This is a genomic window from Pseudomonas koreensis, assembly GCF_036668835.1.
Classification (GTDB): Bacteria; Pseudomonadota; Gammaproteobacteria; order Pseudomonadales; family Pseudomonadaceae; genus Aquipseudomonas; species Aquipseudomonas koreensis_I.
This window is the reverse complement of the sequence record NZ_JAZEVW010000003.1, coordinates 755,101-771,905: the sequence shown is the minus strand read 5'-3', so window position 1 is coordinate 771,905 and position 16,805 is coordinate 755,101. Positions and strand designations below refer to the sequence as shown.

Here is a 16,805-nt window from a genome sequence, read left to right as displayed (position 1 = left end):
AATTCCCCTTAGCTCAAGCGCAGGCGACTGGCGCCGACCAGCCAGCTGTAGATCAGATAAAGCACCACGGTCGCCAGCAAGAGCAGCCCGCCGAGCGCGGTGGCCATGCCCCAGTTGATGCTGGTGTTGGTGTAGAAAGCGACGAAGTAGCTGACCATTTGATCGTTCGGGCTGCCGAGCAGCGCCGGGGTGATGTAGTAGCCGATGGCGAGGATGAACACCAACAGGCATCCAGCGCCGACACCCGCGTAGGTCTGCGGGAAGTACACCCGCCAGAAACTGGCGAACGGGTGGCAGCCAAGGGAGATCGCTGCACGCATGTAGGTCGGCGAGATGCCTTTCATCACGCTGTAGATCGGCAGGATCATGAACGGCAGCAGAATGTGCACCATCGAGATGTACACGCCGGTGCGGTTGAACACCAGTTCCAGCGGCTTGTCGATGATGCCCATCGCCAGCAATGCGCTGTTGATCAAGCCGCCCGATTGCAGAAGCACTATCCACGCCGCGACCCGCACCAGAATCGAGGTCCAGAACGGCAGCAGCACCAGAATCATCAGCAGGTTGCTCTGCCGTGAAGGCAGATTCGCCAGCAGGTAAGCCAATGGATAAGCGAGCAGCAGGCAGATCACCGTGATGACCAGGCCCATCCAGAAAGTGCGGGCGAAGATGTCGAGATAAATCGCCTGGTCCGGAGTTGCCGGGGCCAGTTCGCCGAGGTCGTCGATACGATGGTCGACCGCCGCCAGCAGGTAATACGGGGTGATGCTGCTGGTGTTGCGTTTGACCGCTTGCCAGTAGGCCGGGTCGCCCCAACGTTCATCGAGGCCTTCAAGGGCTTCTTTATAAGAGGCCGGTTCGCTGGCGAATGGCAGCGCCCGGGCGGTTTTGGTCAGCAGGCTGCGATAGCCAGCCAACTCCATGTTCAAGCGCTTGGACAGATCGCCCAGCGTCTGGTTTTTGCGCGCCTCGGCGAGGTCTTCGCTGGCGGCTTTGTACACCGGTTCGGCGGGCAGGCCGCGGCCGTCCCAGGCAGCGATGGCGCTCACGGTGCGCGGCATGCCGCCAACCACTTCGGGGTTGCCGACGCTTTTGTAGAGCAGCGCCACGATCGGCACCAGAAACACCAGTAACAGAAACAACACCAGCGGCGCGATCAGCGCCTGGGCTTTCCAGCGGTTGACCCGCTCGGCGCGCTTGAGCTTCTGCTTCAGGGTGGGGCTGGCGCCCTCGTTCAGGGGAACGGCGATGGCCATGACGTACTCCGCAAATCTTTGATCGTTACAGAGGTGGCGAGCCACCTCGATCGATTGATGCACACAGATCCAAATGTGGGAGCGAGCTTGCTCGCGAAGGCGGCGCATCAGTCGACATCAATGTTGAATGTACTGGCGCTTTCGCGAGCAAGCTCGCTCCCACAGGAGAGCGAACCCTCGGTTATTTCGCCGCCCAGGAATTGAAGCGCTGCTCCAGCTGCTCGCCGTTGTCCGCCCAGAAGCTGACGTCGATCTGCACCTGGTTGGCGATGTTTTCCGGGGTGGTCGGCATGTCTTTCAGGACGTCTTTAGCCAGCAGCGGTACGGCTTGAGTATTGGCCGGGCCGTAGGCGATGTTTTCCGAGTAGGTCTTCTGCTGCTGCGGCTGCACCGAGTAGGCGATGAATTTCTTCGCCGCTTCGGCACGCTTGGCGTCCAGGCCTTTCGGGATGGCCCACGCGTCGAAGTCATAGATGCCGCCGTTCCACACCACTTTCAGGTTGGATTCTTTCTGCACCGCAGCGATGCGACCGTTGTAGGCCGAGCTCATCACCACATCACCGGACGCAAGGTACTGCGGCGGTTGCGCGCCAGCTTCCCACCACTGAATGCTTGGTTTCAGCTCATCAAGCTTTTTGAAGGCGCGATCCTGACCGCCCTTGCTCGCCAGCTCTTTGTAGACGTCTTTCGGTGCCACGCCGTCGGCCATCAAGGCGAATTCGAGGGTGTACTTGGCGCCTTTGCGCAGGCCACGCTTGCCGGGGAATTTCTTCGTGTCCCAGAAATCCGCCCAGCTGGTTGGTGCGGTTTTCAGCTTGTCGGCGTTGTAAGCCAGGACGGTCGACCAGACGAAGAAGCCCACGCCACACGGCTGAATCGCGCCTTTGACGTAGTCTTCGGTCTTGCCGAACAGCGCCGGGTCGAGCTGCTCAAACATGTCTTCGTCGCAGCCACGGGACAGCTCTGGCGACTCCACTTCGACCAGATCCCACGACACGCTCTTGGTGTCGACCATGGCTTTGACCTTGGCCATTTCGCCGTTGTACTCACCGGCGACGATCTTGCCGTTGCCCGCCGCTTCCCACGGCGCATAGAAGGCTTTGACTTGCGCAGCCTTGTTCGCCCCGCCAAACGACACCACGGTCAAATCCGGGCCGGCGGCCATTGCGCCGGTCGCACCCATCAGGCCCAGGGTCAGGGCGGTGAACTTCAGGGATCTCAACATTTATTGTTCTCTCCACGTGCAGGGTTGGTGTTGGTATTGCCGGGGCGCTTAATGCGCCTCTGAAAGAGGATCGAGTGCGCGTACGTGCTCGACCTGCCAGCCAAGCGGAACCACGTCGCCGACGCTGAGCGCTGGATCGAGCTCGGCAATCGGTTGTTTAACGAAGAAGTCGGTCTTGCCGCAGACTTCCAGGCGCACCCGGACGTGGTCGCCCAGATAGATGAATTCCGCCACCCTCCCTGAGAAGCGGTTGACGCATTGATCGCTGGAACCGTTGAGGCTGACGCGCTCCGGACGGATCGACAGGGTCACCGGCTCGCCGGTCTGGCCGACGTTGACCGCCAGCGCCTCGACCTTTTCGCCACGGCCCAGCTCGACCACGCAGCGTTCGCCGCTCTGGCTGAGCAGCCGACCGTTGAGGCGGTTGTTCTCGCCGATGAAGTTAGCAACGAAGGTGTTTTTCGGCTCTTCATAAAGTGTGCGCGGTGGGGCGATCTGCTGGATTTCACCCTGATGGAACACGGCGACACGGTCAGACATGGTCAGCGCTTCACCCTGATCGTGGGTCACGTAGACCACGGTCACGCCGAGGCGCTGGTGCAGGTGTTTGATTTCCATCTGCATGTGTTCGCGCAGTTGTTTGTCGAGTGCGCCCAACGGCTCGTCCATCAGCACCAGTTGCGGTTCGAACACCAAGGCGCGGGCCAGTGCCACGCGCTGTTGCTGACCACCGGACAGCTGTGCCGGATAGCGCGAAGCGAACGCGTCGAGCTGGACCATACTGAGGACTTTCTTCACCCGTTCGCCGACGTCGCTTTTGTTCAAGCCACGCACGGTCAGCGGGAAGGCGAGGTTTTCCGCGACGGTCATGTGCGGGAACAGCGCGTAGTTCTGAAACACCATGCCGATGTCGCGCTTGTGCGGCGGCACGTTGTTGATCGAGCGTCCGGCCAGCAGAATCTCGCCGGCGGTCGGCGTTTCGAATCCGGCGAGCATCATCAGGCTGGTGGTCTTGCCGGAACCGGACGGCCCGAGCAGGGTGAGAAATTCGCCTTTGCGAATGTCCAGGTTGAGGTCTTTGACGATCAGGTTCTCGCCGTCGTAGCTCTTCTGCACACCACGAAAGCTGACCAGCACATCACTGGCCCCTGCGTTTGAATCGACCTGGCTCATACCCGCACCTTTGTTGTTGATGACTGCTTGTTGGGGTAAGCCTAGTGGCTGCTGACAGCCGCGCAAATCGGGGCGCAGGAGAGAATGGCTTAAGCCGGATGGAAAGTTCGGGGTAGGGATTGCCCTACAAGGATGGCGCGTTTTGGCAAACGCAGCGGCAAGGGGCAAGCTGCAAGCGGCAAGAACAGGCAAAAGCGTTTGTCGCTAACAGATATGCCTGCACGCATATCCATTGTAGGAGCGAGCCTGCTCGCGATAGCGGTGCATCAGTCGCTGAATTGTTTTCAGAGAAGACGCTATCGCGAGCAGGCTCACTCCTACAGTTGATCGCGGTGATGGTCAGAGGAGTTTGTGTTCCATCGCGTATTTGACCAGTTCGGCCAGCGAGGTGATGTTGAGCTTCTGCATCAAACGCGCCTTGTGTGTGCTGATGGTCTTGCTGCTCAGGGCGAGTTGCTGAGCAATGTCGTTAACGTTGGCGCCTTGGGCCAGGCGCTCGAATACTGAGAACTCGCGCTCGGACAGCAGCGAATGCAGCGGCCGCGCATCGGTCAGGCCGACTTCGAACACCATGCGATCAGCCAGCTCGGGGTCGATGTAACGCCCGCCCGCGGCAACTTTGCGAATCGCCGTGAGCAGCAGCGCCGGATCACTGTCCTTGGTTGCATAACCGGCCGCGCCGACTTTCAATGCGCGGGCGGCCATCTGCGCTTCGTCGTGCATCGACAACACCAGAATCGCCGGCGGATTGTTCAACGCGCGGATGCGCGGAATCGCCTCCAGGCCATTGACCCCGGGCATGGAGATGTCCAGCAGCACCACTTCACAGGGCACATGGCGCAGGGTTTCCAGCAATTGCTCACCATTGCTCGCCTCGCCGACCACTTGCAGGTCCTTGGCCAGGCCAATCAACTGTTTGATGCCCTCACGGACGATGGTGTGGTCTTCGGCTACCAGTACACGGATCACATCTTTTCTCCAGATTTCAGGTACACACCAACCCCTGTGGGAGCGAGCCTGCTCGCGATGGCGTCAGCCCAAACACCGCCAATTCTCAAACCTCACCTACCGGCACCCGCACCACCAGACTGGTGCCCTCCCCCGGCTCACTCTCAAGCAGCAAATGCCCGCCCATGATCAGCACCCGTTCACGCATGCCGACCAGGCCAAACGAAGTCGGCCGACCAGTAGCGGCGACGAAACCTACGCCATCATCGCTCACGGTCAGACACAATTCATCGCCTTCCAGCGCCAGCGTCAGTTCCACCGTGTGCGCCTGGGCATGGCGCATCACGTTGGTCAGGGCCTCCTGCAAAATCCGGAACAGCCCCACCGCTTTGGCATCGCTGAGCGCCGGCAGATTGTCCGGCACCCGCACCAGACACGGAATCTGCGTACGCGCCTCGAACCGCCGCGCCTGCCATTCGATCGCCGAGGCAATCCCGGCATCAAGAATCGGTGGCCGCAGCGCCGTCGCCACATCCCGCACCAGCTGAAACAACTGGGCGATCAGGCGCTTCATGCTGTTGAGCCGCTCATGCAGACCGGGATCGAGTTGCGCATAAGCCAGCTCGCACATCGACGTTTCCAGTTTCAGCACGGTCAGCATCTGCCCCAGCTCATCATGGACTTCGCGGGCGATCCGCGCCTTCTCTTCTTCACGCACGCTTTCAAGGTGCGCGGACAATTCACGCAGCTGTTCGCGCGAAGCGGCCAGTTCCAGCTCGATGCGCTTGCTTTCGCTGATGTCCCAGACGATGCCGTCCCAGACATACGCGCCGTCCTCCAGTCGCCGGGTGATCGCCTTGATCTCGGCCCAGCGCTGCTCGCCCTGACGCGTGAGGATGCGCCCCTGCCATGACCAGTCGCTGTCACTGTCGAGGGCCTGATCCTGAGTGCGGTGATAACTGGCCTTGTCGTCCGGGTGGACCAGACCGCGCAGGCCCATGTCGCGATGGGCGATGGCGGCCGGGGCGTAACCGACCAGATTTTCACTGCCTTCGCTGATGTAGGCGAAATCGATCTGCCCGGTGACCGGCGCCCGCTCCAGACGGAACACCAGCCCCGGCACGTTGGCGGCGATGCCCTGCAGGCGCGCTTCACTTTCCTGCAACGCCGCCAGGGCGCGGCGCCGTTCAGTCACGTCGGTGAGGTAGACCACCAGGTATTCACTGTCGCGAAAACGCAGAAAACTCAGCGACACGTCCGCCGGCAGAACACTGCCATCAGCGCGCACGCAACTGGTTTCGAAACTCAGCGGGCCCTCTTCACTGGTCCGCGCGCGTTTCCACAGGTTGAGCCAGCGATCCATGTGCAGGCCCGGCTCAAAGTCGATCAGCGGGCGTTCGATCAAGCCACCGGCGGGATAACCGAGCATGTTTTCCGCCGCGCGGTTGGCGTAGCGTACATGGCTGTCCCAGTTGACCCACAGGATGCCGACGGTGCTTTGATCGATGGAAAACTGCGTCAGACGCAAGGCCTCTTCGCTCGCCGCACGCTGGGCGATGTCTTCACGCGCGACGAGCAGCCGTTGTTCCAGGCTGTGCTGCTGACGCCGCTGCCAGAACACGATAGCGACACAACTGAGCAGCATCACCGCAAACAACAGGCTGAGGTTCTGCCAGAACCCCGGCGATTCCGACAACCGTGGATATTTCGGTTGCAGCCACTGGTTGTGCAGCTGTTCCAGGTCCTTGGCCGGGATCGCGCGCAAAACACTCTGGACGATGCCGGCCAGTTCCGGCCAATCGCGGCGTGACGCCACTCGCAGCAGTTGCGGCAGGCCGATGTCACCGACTACCACCAGCTCGGCGAACTCCGGTTCGACCGACAGCCGCCCCAGCTGGGCTTCATCGACGACGGCGTAGGCGGCTTGTTGGCTCAACAGCAACTGCAACGCCTGGCGCTCGAGCGGCACGCCTTGCAGGTTCAGATGCGGGTAATTGCTGCGCAGATAGTCGGCGGTGCTGCTCGGCATGCGCACGGCGACGCGGGTCTGGCTGTCGAGTTTTTCCAGATCGACCACGCCGGCGCCCTTCTGGTCGCCAACCACCAGTTGCGGCACGCGCATGTACGGGTCGGAGAATTGCCAAAGGCGCAGCGCGCTGGGGGTCTGGCTGAGACCTGGAGCGATATCGATTTCACCTTCGCGCAAGGCGTTTTCCAACTGACCGAGGTCCTGAAAGTTACGCCAGCTCAATTCGATGTTCAGCGTTTTCGCCAACAGCTTCATCAACTCGACATTGGCCCCCGACAGTCGCTGTAAACGCCGATCGTACGTTGCGTACGGCGCCTGCAAGACCAGTCCGACCCGCAGCTCATTGTGCTGCGCCAGCCATTGCTGCTGGCTCGCCGACAATGGCGCAAGGTGCGCAGGCGGCGCAGGCGCGGCCCAGCCCATCAAGGGAAACCACAAACAGCCGATAACCCACAGGCAGCAAAATCGCTTCATTGAAGTCTCATACACTGACAAATTCTGACCAACCCATTAGGCTGCCGGGATACTTTCTGGCCTGGAATAACCGATGCCCTTTGTTAATCGCCTGGCAATGCCAGCATTGTGCCTGTCGCTGATCCTGCCTTGTGCGTTTTCCGTCGAAGCCGCCGATCCGGCGCCTGCCGCCACCGCAGAAAAACCGGCCGAAGAGAAACCGGTCGAACGTCAGCCCTTGCTTGAGCGTAGTCAGGAAGAAGCCGCTGCACTGGAACGTCTCCTGCCGGCGCAAGAGCAACAACAACTGCAGGCCGGCAGCGAAACTTTCCTGGCACTGTGGAAACCGGCCAACACGGCCGAACCCAAGGGCGCGGTGATCATCATTCCCGGCACCGGCGAAACCGCAGACTGGCCGCAGGCAATCGGCCCGTTGCGGCGCAAACTGCCGGATGCGCAGTGGAGCAGCCTGAGTATCACCCTGCCCGATCTGCAAAGCGATGCCATTGCACCCCGTGTCGTCGAGCCCGCCGCTGCAGCGAAAGCACCTGAAACCGGCAGCAAGGATTCAACCACCGCGCAGCCGATCGAGCAGGCCGCTGGCGGTGAGGCCGAGGTGGCGGATCAGGTCGTCGCCGAAACCACCGAGGAACAATCCCGGGCTGATGCCGAACGCATCTTCGCGCGCATCGACGCGGCGATTGCCTATGCCGAACAGCAGAGCGCGCGCAGCATCGTCGTGCTCGGCCATGGCACCGGCGCTTACTGGGCGGGGCGCTATCTGAGCGAGAAACAAACGGCGCAGGTAGAGAAATTCGTCATGGTTGACGCGCAGGCACCGGCCAAGGCGCTGCCGCCATTGGCCGAGCTGACGCCGACGCTGAAGCTGCCGACGGCGGATATTTTCTACATGGACAAGCCGCTGGATCGCAACGCGGCGCTGGAGCGCATGCAGGCGAGCAAACGCCTGAAGACCTCGGCGTTCAGCCAGGTGGCGCTCAAGGCGTTGCCGGACAAGAACGCTGAGGCGGAACAACTGTTACGCCGGGTGCGTGGCTGGTTGAATCCGCAAAATCCGGACTGACCGTCAAACCGAGTTGGCCTCATTCGCGAGCAGGCTCGCTCCCACATTCGATCGCATTTCGTCTGTTGAAATGCAATCCCCTGTGGGCGCGAGCCTGCTTGCGAAGGGGCCAGCTCAGACAACACCCATCTAACGGCTAGCGAAAATCGCGCCGCTCGCGAATCAACGTATAGGCACTGTGCAATTCGCGCGTACGCTCGGTCGCCTCGCGCACCTGCGCCGCTGACGCCCCGCTGCCGGCTATCTTGTCCGGATGATGGCGACTGAGCAGGCGCCGATAAGCGCGCTTGATCTGCGCCGGCTCGCTGCTCGCCGAGACGCCGAGCAACTTCATCGCTTCCTGATAACTCACCGCCGCGCTGACGATCGGCCGCTTGCCCGGTTCGTAATCACTGGCCAGCGCCTGTACCTGCTGCGGCGTCCAGCCCAGCCACTTGCCCCACTGCGCCAGCAGTTCACGCTCACTGACGCCAGCGCGACCATCGGCCCAGACCATCCGCCAGCAGGCGCGCAACACACCTTCAGCAGCATGCGGCTGCGCGCTCAGACGGCGCAAATAACCGCGCAGATGGTCGTTGCCCGACTTGCCACGGTTGAACGCAGCGATGGCCCGACGGGTAGCCGGCTGGCTCATTTCCAGCGCGCGCATTTCATTACGCGCCTGCTGGATATGCCCGTCCGTCACTCGACCGTCGCTCTTGGCCAGCCGCCCGAGCAGCACAAACAACAGCTCGTCGTTGCGCAACATCGGCCGGCCGCCGAGCTTTTCACGCAAATGCCCCCAGCTTTGCAGATTCAGGCGCCGATCCAGCGCCTGTCCCAACAATGCCCCAAGCATGGCCCCCGGAATGCTGGCAATCGCAAAACCCGCTCCGGCTCCAATCAGAGTCCCTGGCCACAACATATCAGCGACTCGCTTTTATCAAGGTTTCAGCTTCGGCCAGCCGCTCATGCGTGCCGACATCCACCCAGTGCCCTTTCATTCGCTCGCCGCTGACCTCGCCGGCCGCCATGGCTTTGCGCAGCAGTGGCGCAAGTTTGAAAGCGCCGTCGCTGCAGCCGTCGAACAATTGCGGATGAAGCACGGCGATGCCGCTGTAAGTCAGGGTCTGTGCATTCGGCTGGCCGTCCTGCACCTTGCCGTCGACCAGAGAGAAATCGCCGTTGGGGTGATGCGCCGGATTGTCCGCCAGTACCAGATGCGCCAACCCGCTGATCGGTTGATGCAGGACGCTGAAATCGTAATCGGTCCAGATGTCGCCGTTGACCACCAGAAACGCATCGTCACCCAGCAGCGGCAAAGCACGGAAAATCCCGCCGCCGGTTTCCAGTGGCTCACCTTCCGGCGAGTACTGGATGCTCAGGCCGAACTGCGCCCCGTCACCCAAATGGTCTTCGATCTGCTGTCCGAGCCAGGCGTGGTTGATCACGATCTCGTTGAAGCCAGCCGCCGCGAGGGCGCGCAGGTGATATTCGATCAACGGCACGCCGCCGGCACGCACCAGCGGTTTAGGGGTGGTCAGGGTCAGCGGGCGCATGCGCTCGCCTTTGCCTGCCGCCAGAATCATTGCCTTCATGCCGTCGCTCCAGCACGCAAGCTGCTGAACAGCGCTTGCAGTTCCGCCAGTTCGGGACGACGGGCAATCACCGCTTCTATATAAGAGAAGAAGCGCGGCACGTCGGCCAGATAACGTGGCTTGCCGTCGCGGTGGCAGATGCGCGCGAAAATACCGATGACTTTCAGATGACGCTGCACGCCCATCAGGTCGCTGGCACGCAGGAAATCGTCAAAATCAGCCTGCACCGGAATATTCAGGGCCAAGGCTTGCTGCCAGTATTTTTCCAGCCAGCCGCGCACGCGCTCTTCAGGCCAACTGAGGAAGGCATCCTTGAACAGGCAAGTGACGTCATAGGTCACCGGGCCATAGACCGCATCCTGGAAATCCAGCACACCGGGATTGGGCTCGCTGAGCATCAGATTGCGCGGCATGTAGTCGCGGTGCACCAGCACTTTCGGCTGGGCCAGCGCGCTGTCGATCAGCAGATCGCTGATGTGCTGCCATTGCTGTTGTTGAGCCGCATCGAACTCAATGCCCAGCTCATGTTTCACGTACCACTGCGGGAACAGTTCCAGTTCACGGCGCAGCAAGGCAACGTCGTAGCTGGGCAGTGGCGCAACCATCGGCAATTGCTGAAACGCCAGCAAGGCTTGCAGCGCATCGTCGAACAAAGCGTCGGCATTTTCGCCATCGATCACGTCGAGATAAGTCTGGTTACCCAGGTCATTGAGCAAAAGAAAGCCGCGCTCGAGGTCTTCGGCATAAATTTTCGGCACGTTGATTGCGGATTTCGCCAGCAAAAAGGCGATATCCACGAACGGTTTGCAGTTTTCCTGCGGCGGCGGCGCGTCCATCACGACGAAGCTGCGACCCTCGCCTTCCCAGCGGAAGTAACGGCGGAAACTCGCGTCGCTGCTGGCCGCGGTCAACGTGGCCGGGGGCACGGTGCCCCAGCCTTGTTGTGCAAACAGATTTGCCAACTGCTCATCGAGCCAAACTTTCAGGTGTTGCAAGCGTACATCTTGGTCAGGCATTGCAAGGGTCTCCGACGGCGCTAGCCGTCAAGCGGGTCATGCTTTATTATCCAGCATCTTTTTCAGACCATCGAGAGGCGTGCGGCCCACACCGCGGGCAGATGGCACGCAGGAAGCCCGGACTAATAAGATGGCATTGAAATCCCCCGCGTTTCGTAAAAAATTTCCGTTGTTGGTAACCGGCAGTCTGCTGGCTATGCAACCTCTGGCCAGTCAATTCGTTGTTGCCGCCGAGCAGTATGACTGCTCTGTCTCGGCTACGGGTGGTTGGGACTGTGCGCCCAAATCACCGGCCGCTGCGTTGCCGCCGCGCCCGGTGCATGACGGCAGTGCCGTCAGCGCCACCGGCGATGCGCCGAGCGAGAACGGTTCGACGGCCGACACCGGCCCGAAAACCGCACTCGTCACCGAAGCCAAGGGCCGCGGTCTGAAATCCCGTAGCGAAGACTACAGTCACCTCGACTGGGTTCCGCGCGAGAAGCTCACGGCCGCCCAACTGGCCGAGACCGGGCCTTACTGCTCCGGCGCCTACATCGAGCCGACTCGTCCTGGCATGAACGACAAGACGAGCAAAAGCGACGCTCCGACCTTTATCGGCGCAAAAGCCTCGCGCTATAACACCGATGATCAAGTCGGTACGCTGGCCGGTGATGTCGTCCTGCGTCAGGGCAGCATGCAGGTCGAGTCCGACGAGGCCAGCCTCTACCAGGCCGAGAGCCGCGCCGAACTCAATGGCGACGTACGCATCCGCGACAACGGCGCGCTGATTGTTGGCGATCACGCCGATGTGCAGCTCGACACCGGCGAAGCCAAGGTCGACAACGCCGAATACGTGATGCACAAATCGCGCATCCGCGGTAACGCGCTGTACGCCAAGCGTGCCGAAAACGCGATCATCCGCTTGAAGGACGGCACGTACACTACGTGCGAACCGAACAGCAACGCGTGGCAGCTCAAGGGCAACAACATCACCCTGAACCCGGCCACCGGTTTCGGTACTGCGACCAACGTGACGTTGCGCGTCAAAGACATCCCGATCCTGTACACGCCGTACATCTACTTCCCGATCGACGACCGTCGTCAGTCGGGCTTCCTGCCGCCGACCATCGGCAGTGGCAGCGATACCGGCTTCATGCTGGTCACGCCGTACTACTTCAACCTGGCGCCAAACTATGACGCCACGTTGTATCCGCGCTACATGAGCAAGCGCGGCATGCTGGTCGAAGGCGAGTTCCGTTACCTGACCAAGTCGAGTGAAGGTCAGTTCGGTGCGTCGTACCTCAACGACGAGAACGACGATCGCAAGCGCCAGTCCGATTACAACGAGACGCGCTATATGTACAACTGGCAGCACAAGGGCGGTCTCGACTCCCGCGTGCTCACCCAGGTTGATTACACCAAGATCAGCGATCCGTATTATTTCCAGGATCTGCAGACCGATCAGATCGGTGTCAAAAGCGACGACTACGTCAATCAGCAGGGTTCCGTCACCTATCGTGGTGACAGCTACACTGCGCGCCTGAATGCCCAGCAATACCAACTGGCGACTGTCTCGAACATCACGCCATACGGTCGTTTGCCGCAGATCACCTTCAACGGTCAACTGCCGTACCACCCGGAAGGCTTGAACTTCGATTACGAAACCGAGCTGGTTCGTTTCGATCGTGACTTGCGCAGCGGCACGTTTGTTCAGGAAGACGGCATCACCACCGAGTCGCGCCTGGACAACAACATTACCGGCCTGGCCCGTGCCAACGGCGACCGTCTGAATCTGAAGCCGGGCGTCAGTCTGCCGATGAACTGGACGTATGGCTTCCTCAAGCCGTCGCTTAAGTATCAGTACACTCAGTACCAGCTTGATCTGGACAATACCGGCAAGTCGCAGATCAATGCACTGTCGCCGGAAAACCAGAAACTTTACGGCAAGTTCGACAGCAACCAGAACCGTGGCGTACCGATTGCCAGCATCGATGGCGGCTTGTACTTCGATCGTGATACTTCCTACTTCGGCAAGAATTATCGCCAGACCCTCGAACCACGTCTGTTCTATCTTTATGTTCCAGAGGAAGATCAGTCCGATATTCCGGTATTCGATACCAGCGAATACACCTTCAACTATTCGTCGCTGTTCCGTGACAACCGTTTCTCCGGCGCAGACCGCGTCGGCGACGAGAACAAACTGTCGTTGGGCGTGACCAGCCGCTGGATCGAAGAGAACGGCTTTGAACGTCAGCGCATCAGCGTGGGCCAGGCCTACTACTTCAAGAATCGCGAAGTGCAGTTGCCTGGCATTGATGCGAAAACCCGTGAAGACTCCAAATCCAGCGTTTCACCTTACGCGCTTGAATACGAATACCGCTGGAACCGCGACTGGCGCGCCACTGCCGACTACAACTGGGATCCGGACAGCCGCAGCCCGCGTTCCGGCAGTGCAATGTTCCACTACCAGCCTGCCGATAATCCGAACAAGGTTATCAACGCCGGTTATCGCTATCGCAACGACCAGGTCCGCTACGATCAGAACACCGGTCAGTGGTCGGTGGGTGGCGGCGACTACGGCACCCCGGGGCAGCCTGGCTACGTGAAGGACTACTACAAGATCCAGCAGCATGACTTCTCGGTCATCTGGCCGATCGTTCCGCAGTGGAACGCCATCAGCCGCTGGCAGTACGACTACAACCGCAACCGTACGCTGGAAGCCTTCGGCGGTTTCGAGTACGACAACTGCTGCTGGAAACTGCGTCTGATCAACCGTTACTGGGTTTCTTACGACGAGTTCAGTCAGGAAGCTCCGCAAAACGAAAAAGGCGACCATGGCGTCTTCCTCCAAATTGTTCTGAAGGGACTCGGCGGCCTCACCGGCGCCAAAGTAGAGAGCTTCCTCGACAAAGGCATTCAAGGTTATCGTGAACGTGAAGACCAAGCTTTCTGATTGTCTGCGCCCGCTGATGCTGGGCGCGCTGTTCCTGGGTACGGCGGCCAACGCCGCCGTACAGTCCATCGACAAAGTGGTCGCGATCGTCGACAACGACGTGGTCATGCAGAGCCAACTGGACCAGCGTGTCCACGAAGTGCAGCAGACTATCGCCAAGCGTGGCGGCGGCTTGCCGCCTCCGGGCGTGCTGGATCAACAGGTGCTCGAGCGTCTGATCGTCGAAAACCTGCAGTTGCAGATCGGCGAACGCTCCGGCATCCGCATCACCGACGAAGAGCTGAACCAGGCGGTCGGCACCATTGCCCAGCGCAACAACATGAGCATTGATCAGTTCCGTGCTGCGCTGGCTCGCGACGGCCTGTCTTACGACGATGCCCGCGACCAGATCAAACGCGAGATGATCATCAGCCGCGTGCGTCAGCGTCGTGTGGCAGAGCGCATTCAGGTCTCCGAGCAGGAAGTGAAGAACTTCCTCGCCTCCGATCTGGGCAAGATGCAACTGTCTGAAGAATTGCACCTGGCCAACATCCTGATTCCGACCCCGGAAAGCGCCAACTCTGAAGCGATTCAGAACGCCGCGCGTCAGGCCATGGAGGTTTACCAGCAGCTCAAGCAAGGCGCCGACTTCGGTCAGATGGCCGTGGCGAAATCGGGCAGCGACAACGCACTGGAAGGCGGCGACATGGGCTGGCGTAAAGCCGCGCAATTGCCACCGCCGTTCGATCGCGAGCTGAGTAGCATGGCCGTTGGCGACATCACTCAACCTGCCCGCACGCCGGGCGGTTTCATCATCCTGAAACTGCTGGGCAAACGTGGCGGCGAAGCGCAGATGCGCGACGAAGTGCATGTTCGTCATATTCTGGTCAAACCGAGTCCGATTCGCGACGAAGCCAAGACCGAGGCGCTGGTGAAGTCGCTGTATGAGCGCATCACCGCCGGGGAAGATTTCGCCACCCTGGCGAAAAATTACTCCGAAGACCCGGGTTCGGCGCTCAACGGCGGCGACCTGAACTGGATCGACCCGAACGTACTGGTGCCGGAATTCCGCGAAGTGATGGCCAAGACCCCGCAAGGTCAACTGTCCAAGCCATTCCAGACCCAATACGGCTGGCATGTTCTGGAAGTCCTCGGCCGTCGCGCCACCGACAGCACCGAACAGGCCCGCGAGCAGCAAGCCATGACCGTCCTGCGTAACCGCAAGTACGACGAGGAGCTGCAAACCTGGCTGCGTCAGATCCGTGACGAAGCGTACGTAGAGATCAAACTTCCTGGTGCAGACCAGGCAGCGCAGTGAAACCCAAGCGTTTCGCGCTGACACCCGGCGAACCAGCCGGCATCGGTCCCGACCTGTGCCTGCTGCTCGCCTCGCAAGCCCAGCCACATCCCCTGATTGCTGTCACCAGCCGCGACCTGCTCCTCGAGCGGGCCGCGCAGCTGGGGCTGGCTGTCGATCTGCTGGATGTCGGCCCTGATTACTGGCCGGACGCCCCGGCGCCTGCCAACAGCCTGTATGTCTGGGATACGCCGCTCAGCACCCCTGTGGTGGCCGGGCAATTGGACAAGGCCAACGCGGCGTTCGTCCTCGACACCCTGAGCCGCGCCGGCAACGGCTGCCTGAACGGCGACTTCGCCGGGATGATTACCGCGCCCGTGCACAAGGGCGTGATCAACGAGTCAGGCATCGCGTTCTCCGGGCACACCGAATTTCTCGCTGACCTGACTCACACCGCGCAAGTGGTGATGATGCTCGCCACACGCGGTTTGCGCGTGGCACTGGTCACCACTCACCTGCCCCTGCGCGAGATTGCCGATGCAATAACGCCAGAGCGGCTGGAGCGGGTCACGCGTATCCTGCATGCCGACCTGCAAAACAAATTCGGCATCGCCCAGCCACGGATTCTGGTGTGCGGACTCAACCCGCACGCCGGTGAAGGTGGTCATCTGGGCCGTGAAGAAATCGACATCATCGAACCGACATTGGAACGCCTGCGCGGCGAGGGCATGGACCTCCGTGGCCCGCTGCCTGCCGACACTCTGTTTACCCCCAAGTATCTGGAGCACTGCGACGCAGTGCTGGCGATGTACCACGACCAGGGCCTGCCCGTGCTGAAGTACAAAGGCTTCGGCGCTGCGGTCAACGTGACGCTGGGCCTGCCGATCATCCGCACTTCGGTCGATCACGGCACCGCGCTTGATCTGGCCGGCAGCGGCAAGATCGACACCGGCAGCCTGCAAGTCGCCCTGGAAACCGCCTACCAGATGGCCGAGACCCGTTTATGAACGAGCAATACCAACACAAGGCGCGCAAACGCTTTGGCCAGAACTTCCTGCACGATGCCGGCGTTATCGACCGCATTCTGCGTTCCATCCATGCCAAGGCCGATGATCGCCTGCTGGAAATCGGCCCGGGCCAGGGCGCACTGACCGCCGGCCTGCTGTCCTCCGGCGCACAGCTCGACGTGGTGGAACTGGACAAGGACCTGATCCCGATCCTCAACCAGCAGTTTGCCGGCAAGAGCAATTTCAACCTGCACCAAGGCGATGCGCTGAAGTTCGACTTCAACACGCTCAACGCCGCGCCGAACAGCCTGCGCGTGGTCGGCAACCTGCCGTACAACATTTCCACACCGCTGATTTTTCACCTGCTGAACAACGCTGGCATCATTCGCGACATGCACTTCATGCTGCAAAAAGAGGTGGTCGAGCGTCTGGCCGCGGGTCCTGGCGGTGGCGACTGGGGTCGTCTGTCGATCATGGTTCAGTACCACTGCCGCGTCGAACACCTGTTCAACGTCGGCCCGGGCGCGTTCAATCCGCCGCCGAAGGTCGATTCGGCGATCGTTCGTCTGGTGCCGCATGCAGTACTGCCGCACCCGGCCAAGGATCATCGCCTGCTCGAACGCGTGGTGCGTGAAGCGTTCAATCAGCGCCGCAAGACCTTGCGCAACACGCTCAAGCAACTGCTCAGCAATGCCGAAATCGAAGCCGCCGGCGTCGACGGCAGCCTGCGTCCCGAGCAACTGGATCTGGCCGCGTTCGTGCGCCTGGCCGATCAACTCGCCGTACAAGTCCCGGCCGCCCCCGTCGCCGACTGACCGGCGATGAACGC

The 16,805-nt window shown here is 61.0% G+C and carries 13 protein-coding genes; 5 read left to right on the top strand and 8 right to left on the bottom strand.

Annotation, left to right across the window (positions count from 1 at the left end; translation table 11 throughout):
- Positions 1–8: 8 nt before the first annotated feature.
- The 5 genes from V6F91_RS12695 to V6F91_RS12675 form a co-directional block, all read right to left on the bottom strand.
- Positions 9–1,256, bottom strand: coding sequence for an ABC transporter permease (locus tag V6F91_RS12695; protein WP_332764843.1), 1,248 nt, complete (start codon positions 1,254–1,256; stop codon positions 9–11).
- Positions 1,257–1,437: 181 nt separating this feature from the next.
- Complete coding sequence (locus V6F91_RS12690; RefSeq protein WP_090286825.1) at positions 1,438–2,481, bottom strand: ABC transporter substrate-binding protein; 1,044 nt, start codon at positions 2,479–2,481, stop codon at positions 1,438–1,440.
- Positions 2,482–2,529: 48 nt separating this feature from the next.
- The gene (locus V6F91_RS12685; protein WP_090286827.1) at positions 2,530–3,654 is read right to left on the bottom strand and encodes an ABC transporter ATP-binding protein; all 1,125 of its coding nucleotides are present in this window, start codon (positions 3,652–3,654) and stop codon (positions 2,530–2,532) included.
- Positions 3,655–3,993: 339 nt separating this feature from the next.
- The gene (locus V6F91_RS12680) at positions 3,994–4,623 is read right to left on the bottom strand and encodes a response regulator (RefSeq protein WP_090286829.1); all 630 of its coding nucleotides are present in this window, start codon (positions 4,621–4,623) and stop codon (positions 3,994–3,996) included.
- Positions 4,624–4,708: 85 nt separating this feature from the next.
- The gene (locus V6F91_RS12675) at positions 4,709–7,105 is read right to left on the bottom strand and encodes a PAS domain-containing sensor histidine kinase (RefSeq protein WP_332764839.1); all 2,397 of its coding nucleotides are present in this window, start codon (positions 7,103–7,105) and stop codon (positions 4,709–4,711) included.
- A gap of 73 nt (positions 7,106–7,178) precedes the next feature.
- On the opposite strand from V6F91_RS12675, the gene V6F91_RS12670 reads away from it, so the two are divergent.
- Positions 7,179–8,168, top strand: coding sequence for an alpha/beta hydrolase family protein (locus V6F91_RS12670; protein ID WP_332764837.1), 990 nt, complete (start codon positions 7,179–7,181; stop codon positions 8,166–8,168).
- A gap of 136 nt (positions 8,169–8,304) precedes the next feature.
- Here the strand turns inward: V6F91_RS12670 and V6F91_RS12665 are convergent, their stop codons facing one another.
- From V6F91_RS12665 to V6F91_RS12655, 3 genes are read right to left on the bottom strand one after another with little or no spacing between them, the layout of a single operon-like run.
- On the bottom strand, positions 8,305–9,072 hold the full coding sequence (locus V6F91_RS12665) for a TerB family tellurite resistance protein (protein WP_332764835.1): 768 nt from the start codon (positions 9,070–9,072) through the stop codon (positions 8,305–8,307).
- Between the two features lies 1 nt (position 9,073).
- Positions 9,074–9,745: an N-acetylmuramate alpha-1-phosphate uridylyltransferase MurU gene (murU, locus tag V6F91_RS12660; protein WP_332764833.1), complete on the bottom strand. Its 672-nt coding sequence runs from the start codon at positions 9,743–9,745 to the stop codon at positions 9,074–9,076.
- Positions 9,742–10,761, bottom strand: a complete 1,020-nt coding sequence (locus tag V6F91_RS12655) for an aminoglycoside phosphotransferase family protein (protein WP_332764831.1) — start codon at positions 10,759–10,761, stop codon at positions 9,742–9,744. The genes murU and V6F91_RS12655 overlap by 4 nt, the downstream gene beginning before the upstream one ends.
- A 130-nt stretch (positions 10,762–10,891) precedes the next feature.
- On the opposite strand from V6F91_RS12655, the gene V6F91_RS12650 reads away from it, so the two are divergent.
- From V6F91_RS12650 to rsmA, 4 genes are read left to right on the top strand one after another with little or no spacing between them, the layout of a single operon-like run.
- On the top strand, positions 10,892–13,693 hold the full coding sequence (locus V6F91_RS12650) for an LPS-assembly protein LptD (RefSeq protein ID WP_332764829.1): 2,802 nt from the start codon (positions 10,892–10,894) through the stop codon (positions 13,691–13,693).
- Positions 13,668–14,990: a peptidylprolyl isomerase SurA gene (surA, locus tag V6F91_RS12645; RefSeq protein WP_332764827.1), complete on the top strand. Its 1,323-nt coding sequence runs from the start codon at positions 13,668–13,670 to the stop codon at positions 14,988–14,990. The genes V6F91_RS12650 and surA overlap by 26 nt, the downstream gene beginning before the upstream one ends.
- Positions 14,987–15,976 (top strand): 4-hydroxythreonine-4-phosphate dehydrogenase PdxA, encoded by a 990-nt coding sequence (gene pdxA / locus V6F91_RS12640; protein ID WP_332764825.1) that lies wholly within the window; start codon positions 14,987–14,989, stop codon positions 15,974–15,976. Before surA ends, pdxA begins: the two co-directional genes overlap by 4 nt.
- Positions 15,973–16,791 (top strand): 16S rRNA (adenine(1518)-N(6)/adenine(1519)-N(6))-dimethyltransferase RsmA, encoded by an 819-nt coding sequence (gene rsmA / locus V6F91_RS12635; protein WP_332764823.1) that lies wholly within the window; start codon positions 15,973–15,975, stop codon positions 16,789–16,791. Before pdxA ends, rsmA begins: the two co-directional genes overlap by 4 nt.
- Positions 16,792–16,805 lie beyond the last annotated feature (14 nt).

Coding starts and splice junctions, on each gene's coding strand:
- V6F91_RS12670 (WP_332764837.1), top strand. CDS start 7,179: ATGCCCTTTGTTAATCGCCTGGCAATGCCAGCATTGTGCCTGTCGCTG.
- rsmA (WP_332764823.1), top strand. CDS start 15,973: ATGAACGAGCAATACCAACACAAGGCGCGCAAACGCTTTGGCCAGAAC.
- V6F91_RS12695 (WP_332764843.1), bottom strand. CDS start 1,256: ATGGCCATCGCCGTTCCCCTGAACGAGGGCGCCAGCCCCACCCTGAAG.
- V6F91_RS12655 (WP_332764831.1), bottom strand. CDS start 10,761: ATGCCTGACCAAGATGTACGCTTGCAACACCTGAAAGTTTGGCTCGAT.
- murU (WP_332764833.1), bottom strand. CDS start 9,745: ATGAAGGCAATGATTCTGGCGGCAGGCAAAGGCGAGCGCATGCGCCCG.
- V6F91_RS12665 (WP_332764835.1), bottom strand. CDS start 9,072: ATGTTGTGGCCAGGGACTCTGATTGGAGCCGGAGCGGGTTTTGCGATT.
- V6F91_RS12690 (WP_090286825.1), bottom strand. CDS start 2,481: ATGTTGAGATCCCTGAAGTTCACCGCCCTGACCCTGGGCCTGATGGGT.
- V6F91_RS12685 (WP_090286827.1), bottom strand. CDS start 3,654: ATGAGCCAGGTCGATTCAAACGCAGGGGCCAGTGATGTGCTGGTCAGC.
- V6F91_RS12675 (WP_332764839.1), bottom strand. CDS start 7,105: ATGAAGCGATTTTGCTGCCTGTGGGTTATCGGCTGTTTGTGGTTTCCC.
- V6F91_RS12650 (WP_332764829.1), top strand. CDS start 10,892: ATGGCATTGAAATCCCCCGCGTTTCGTAAAAAATTTCCGTTGTTGGTA.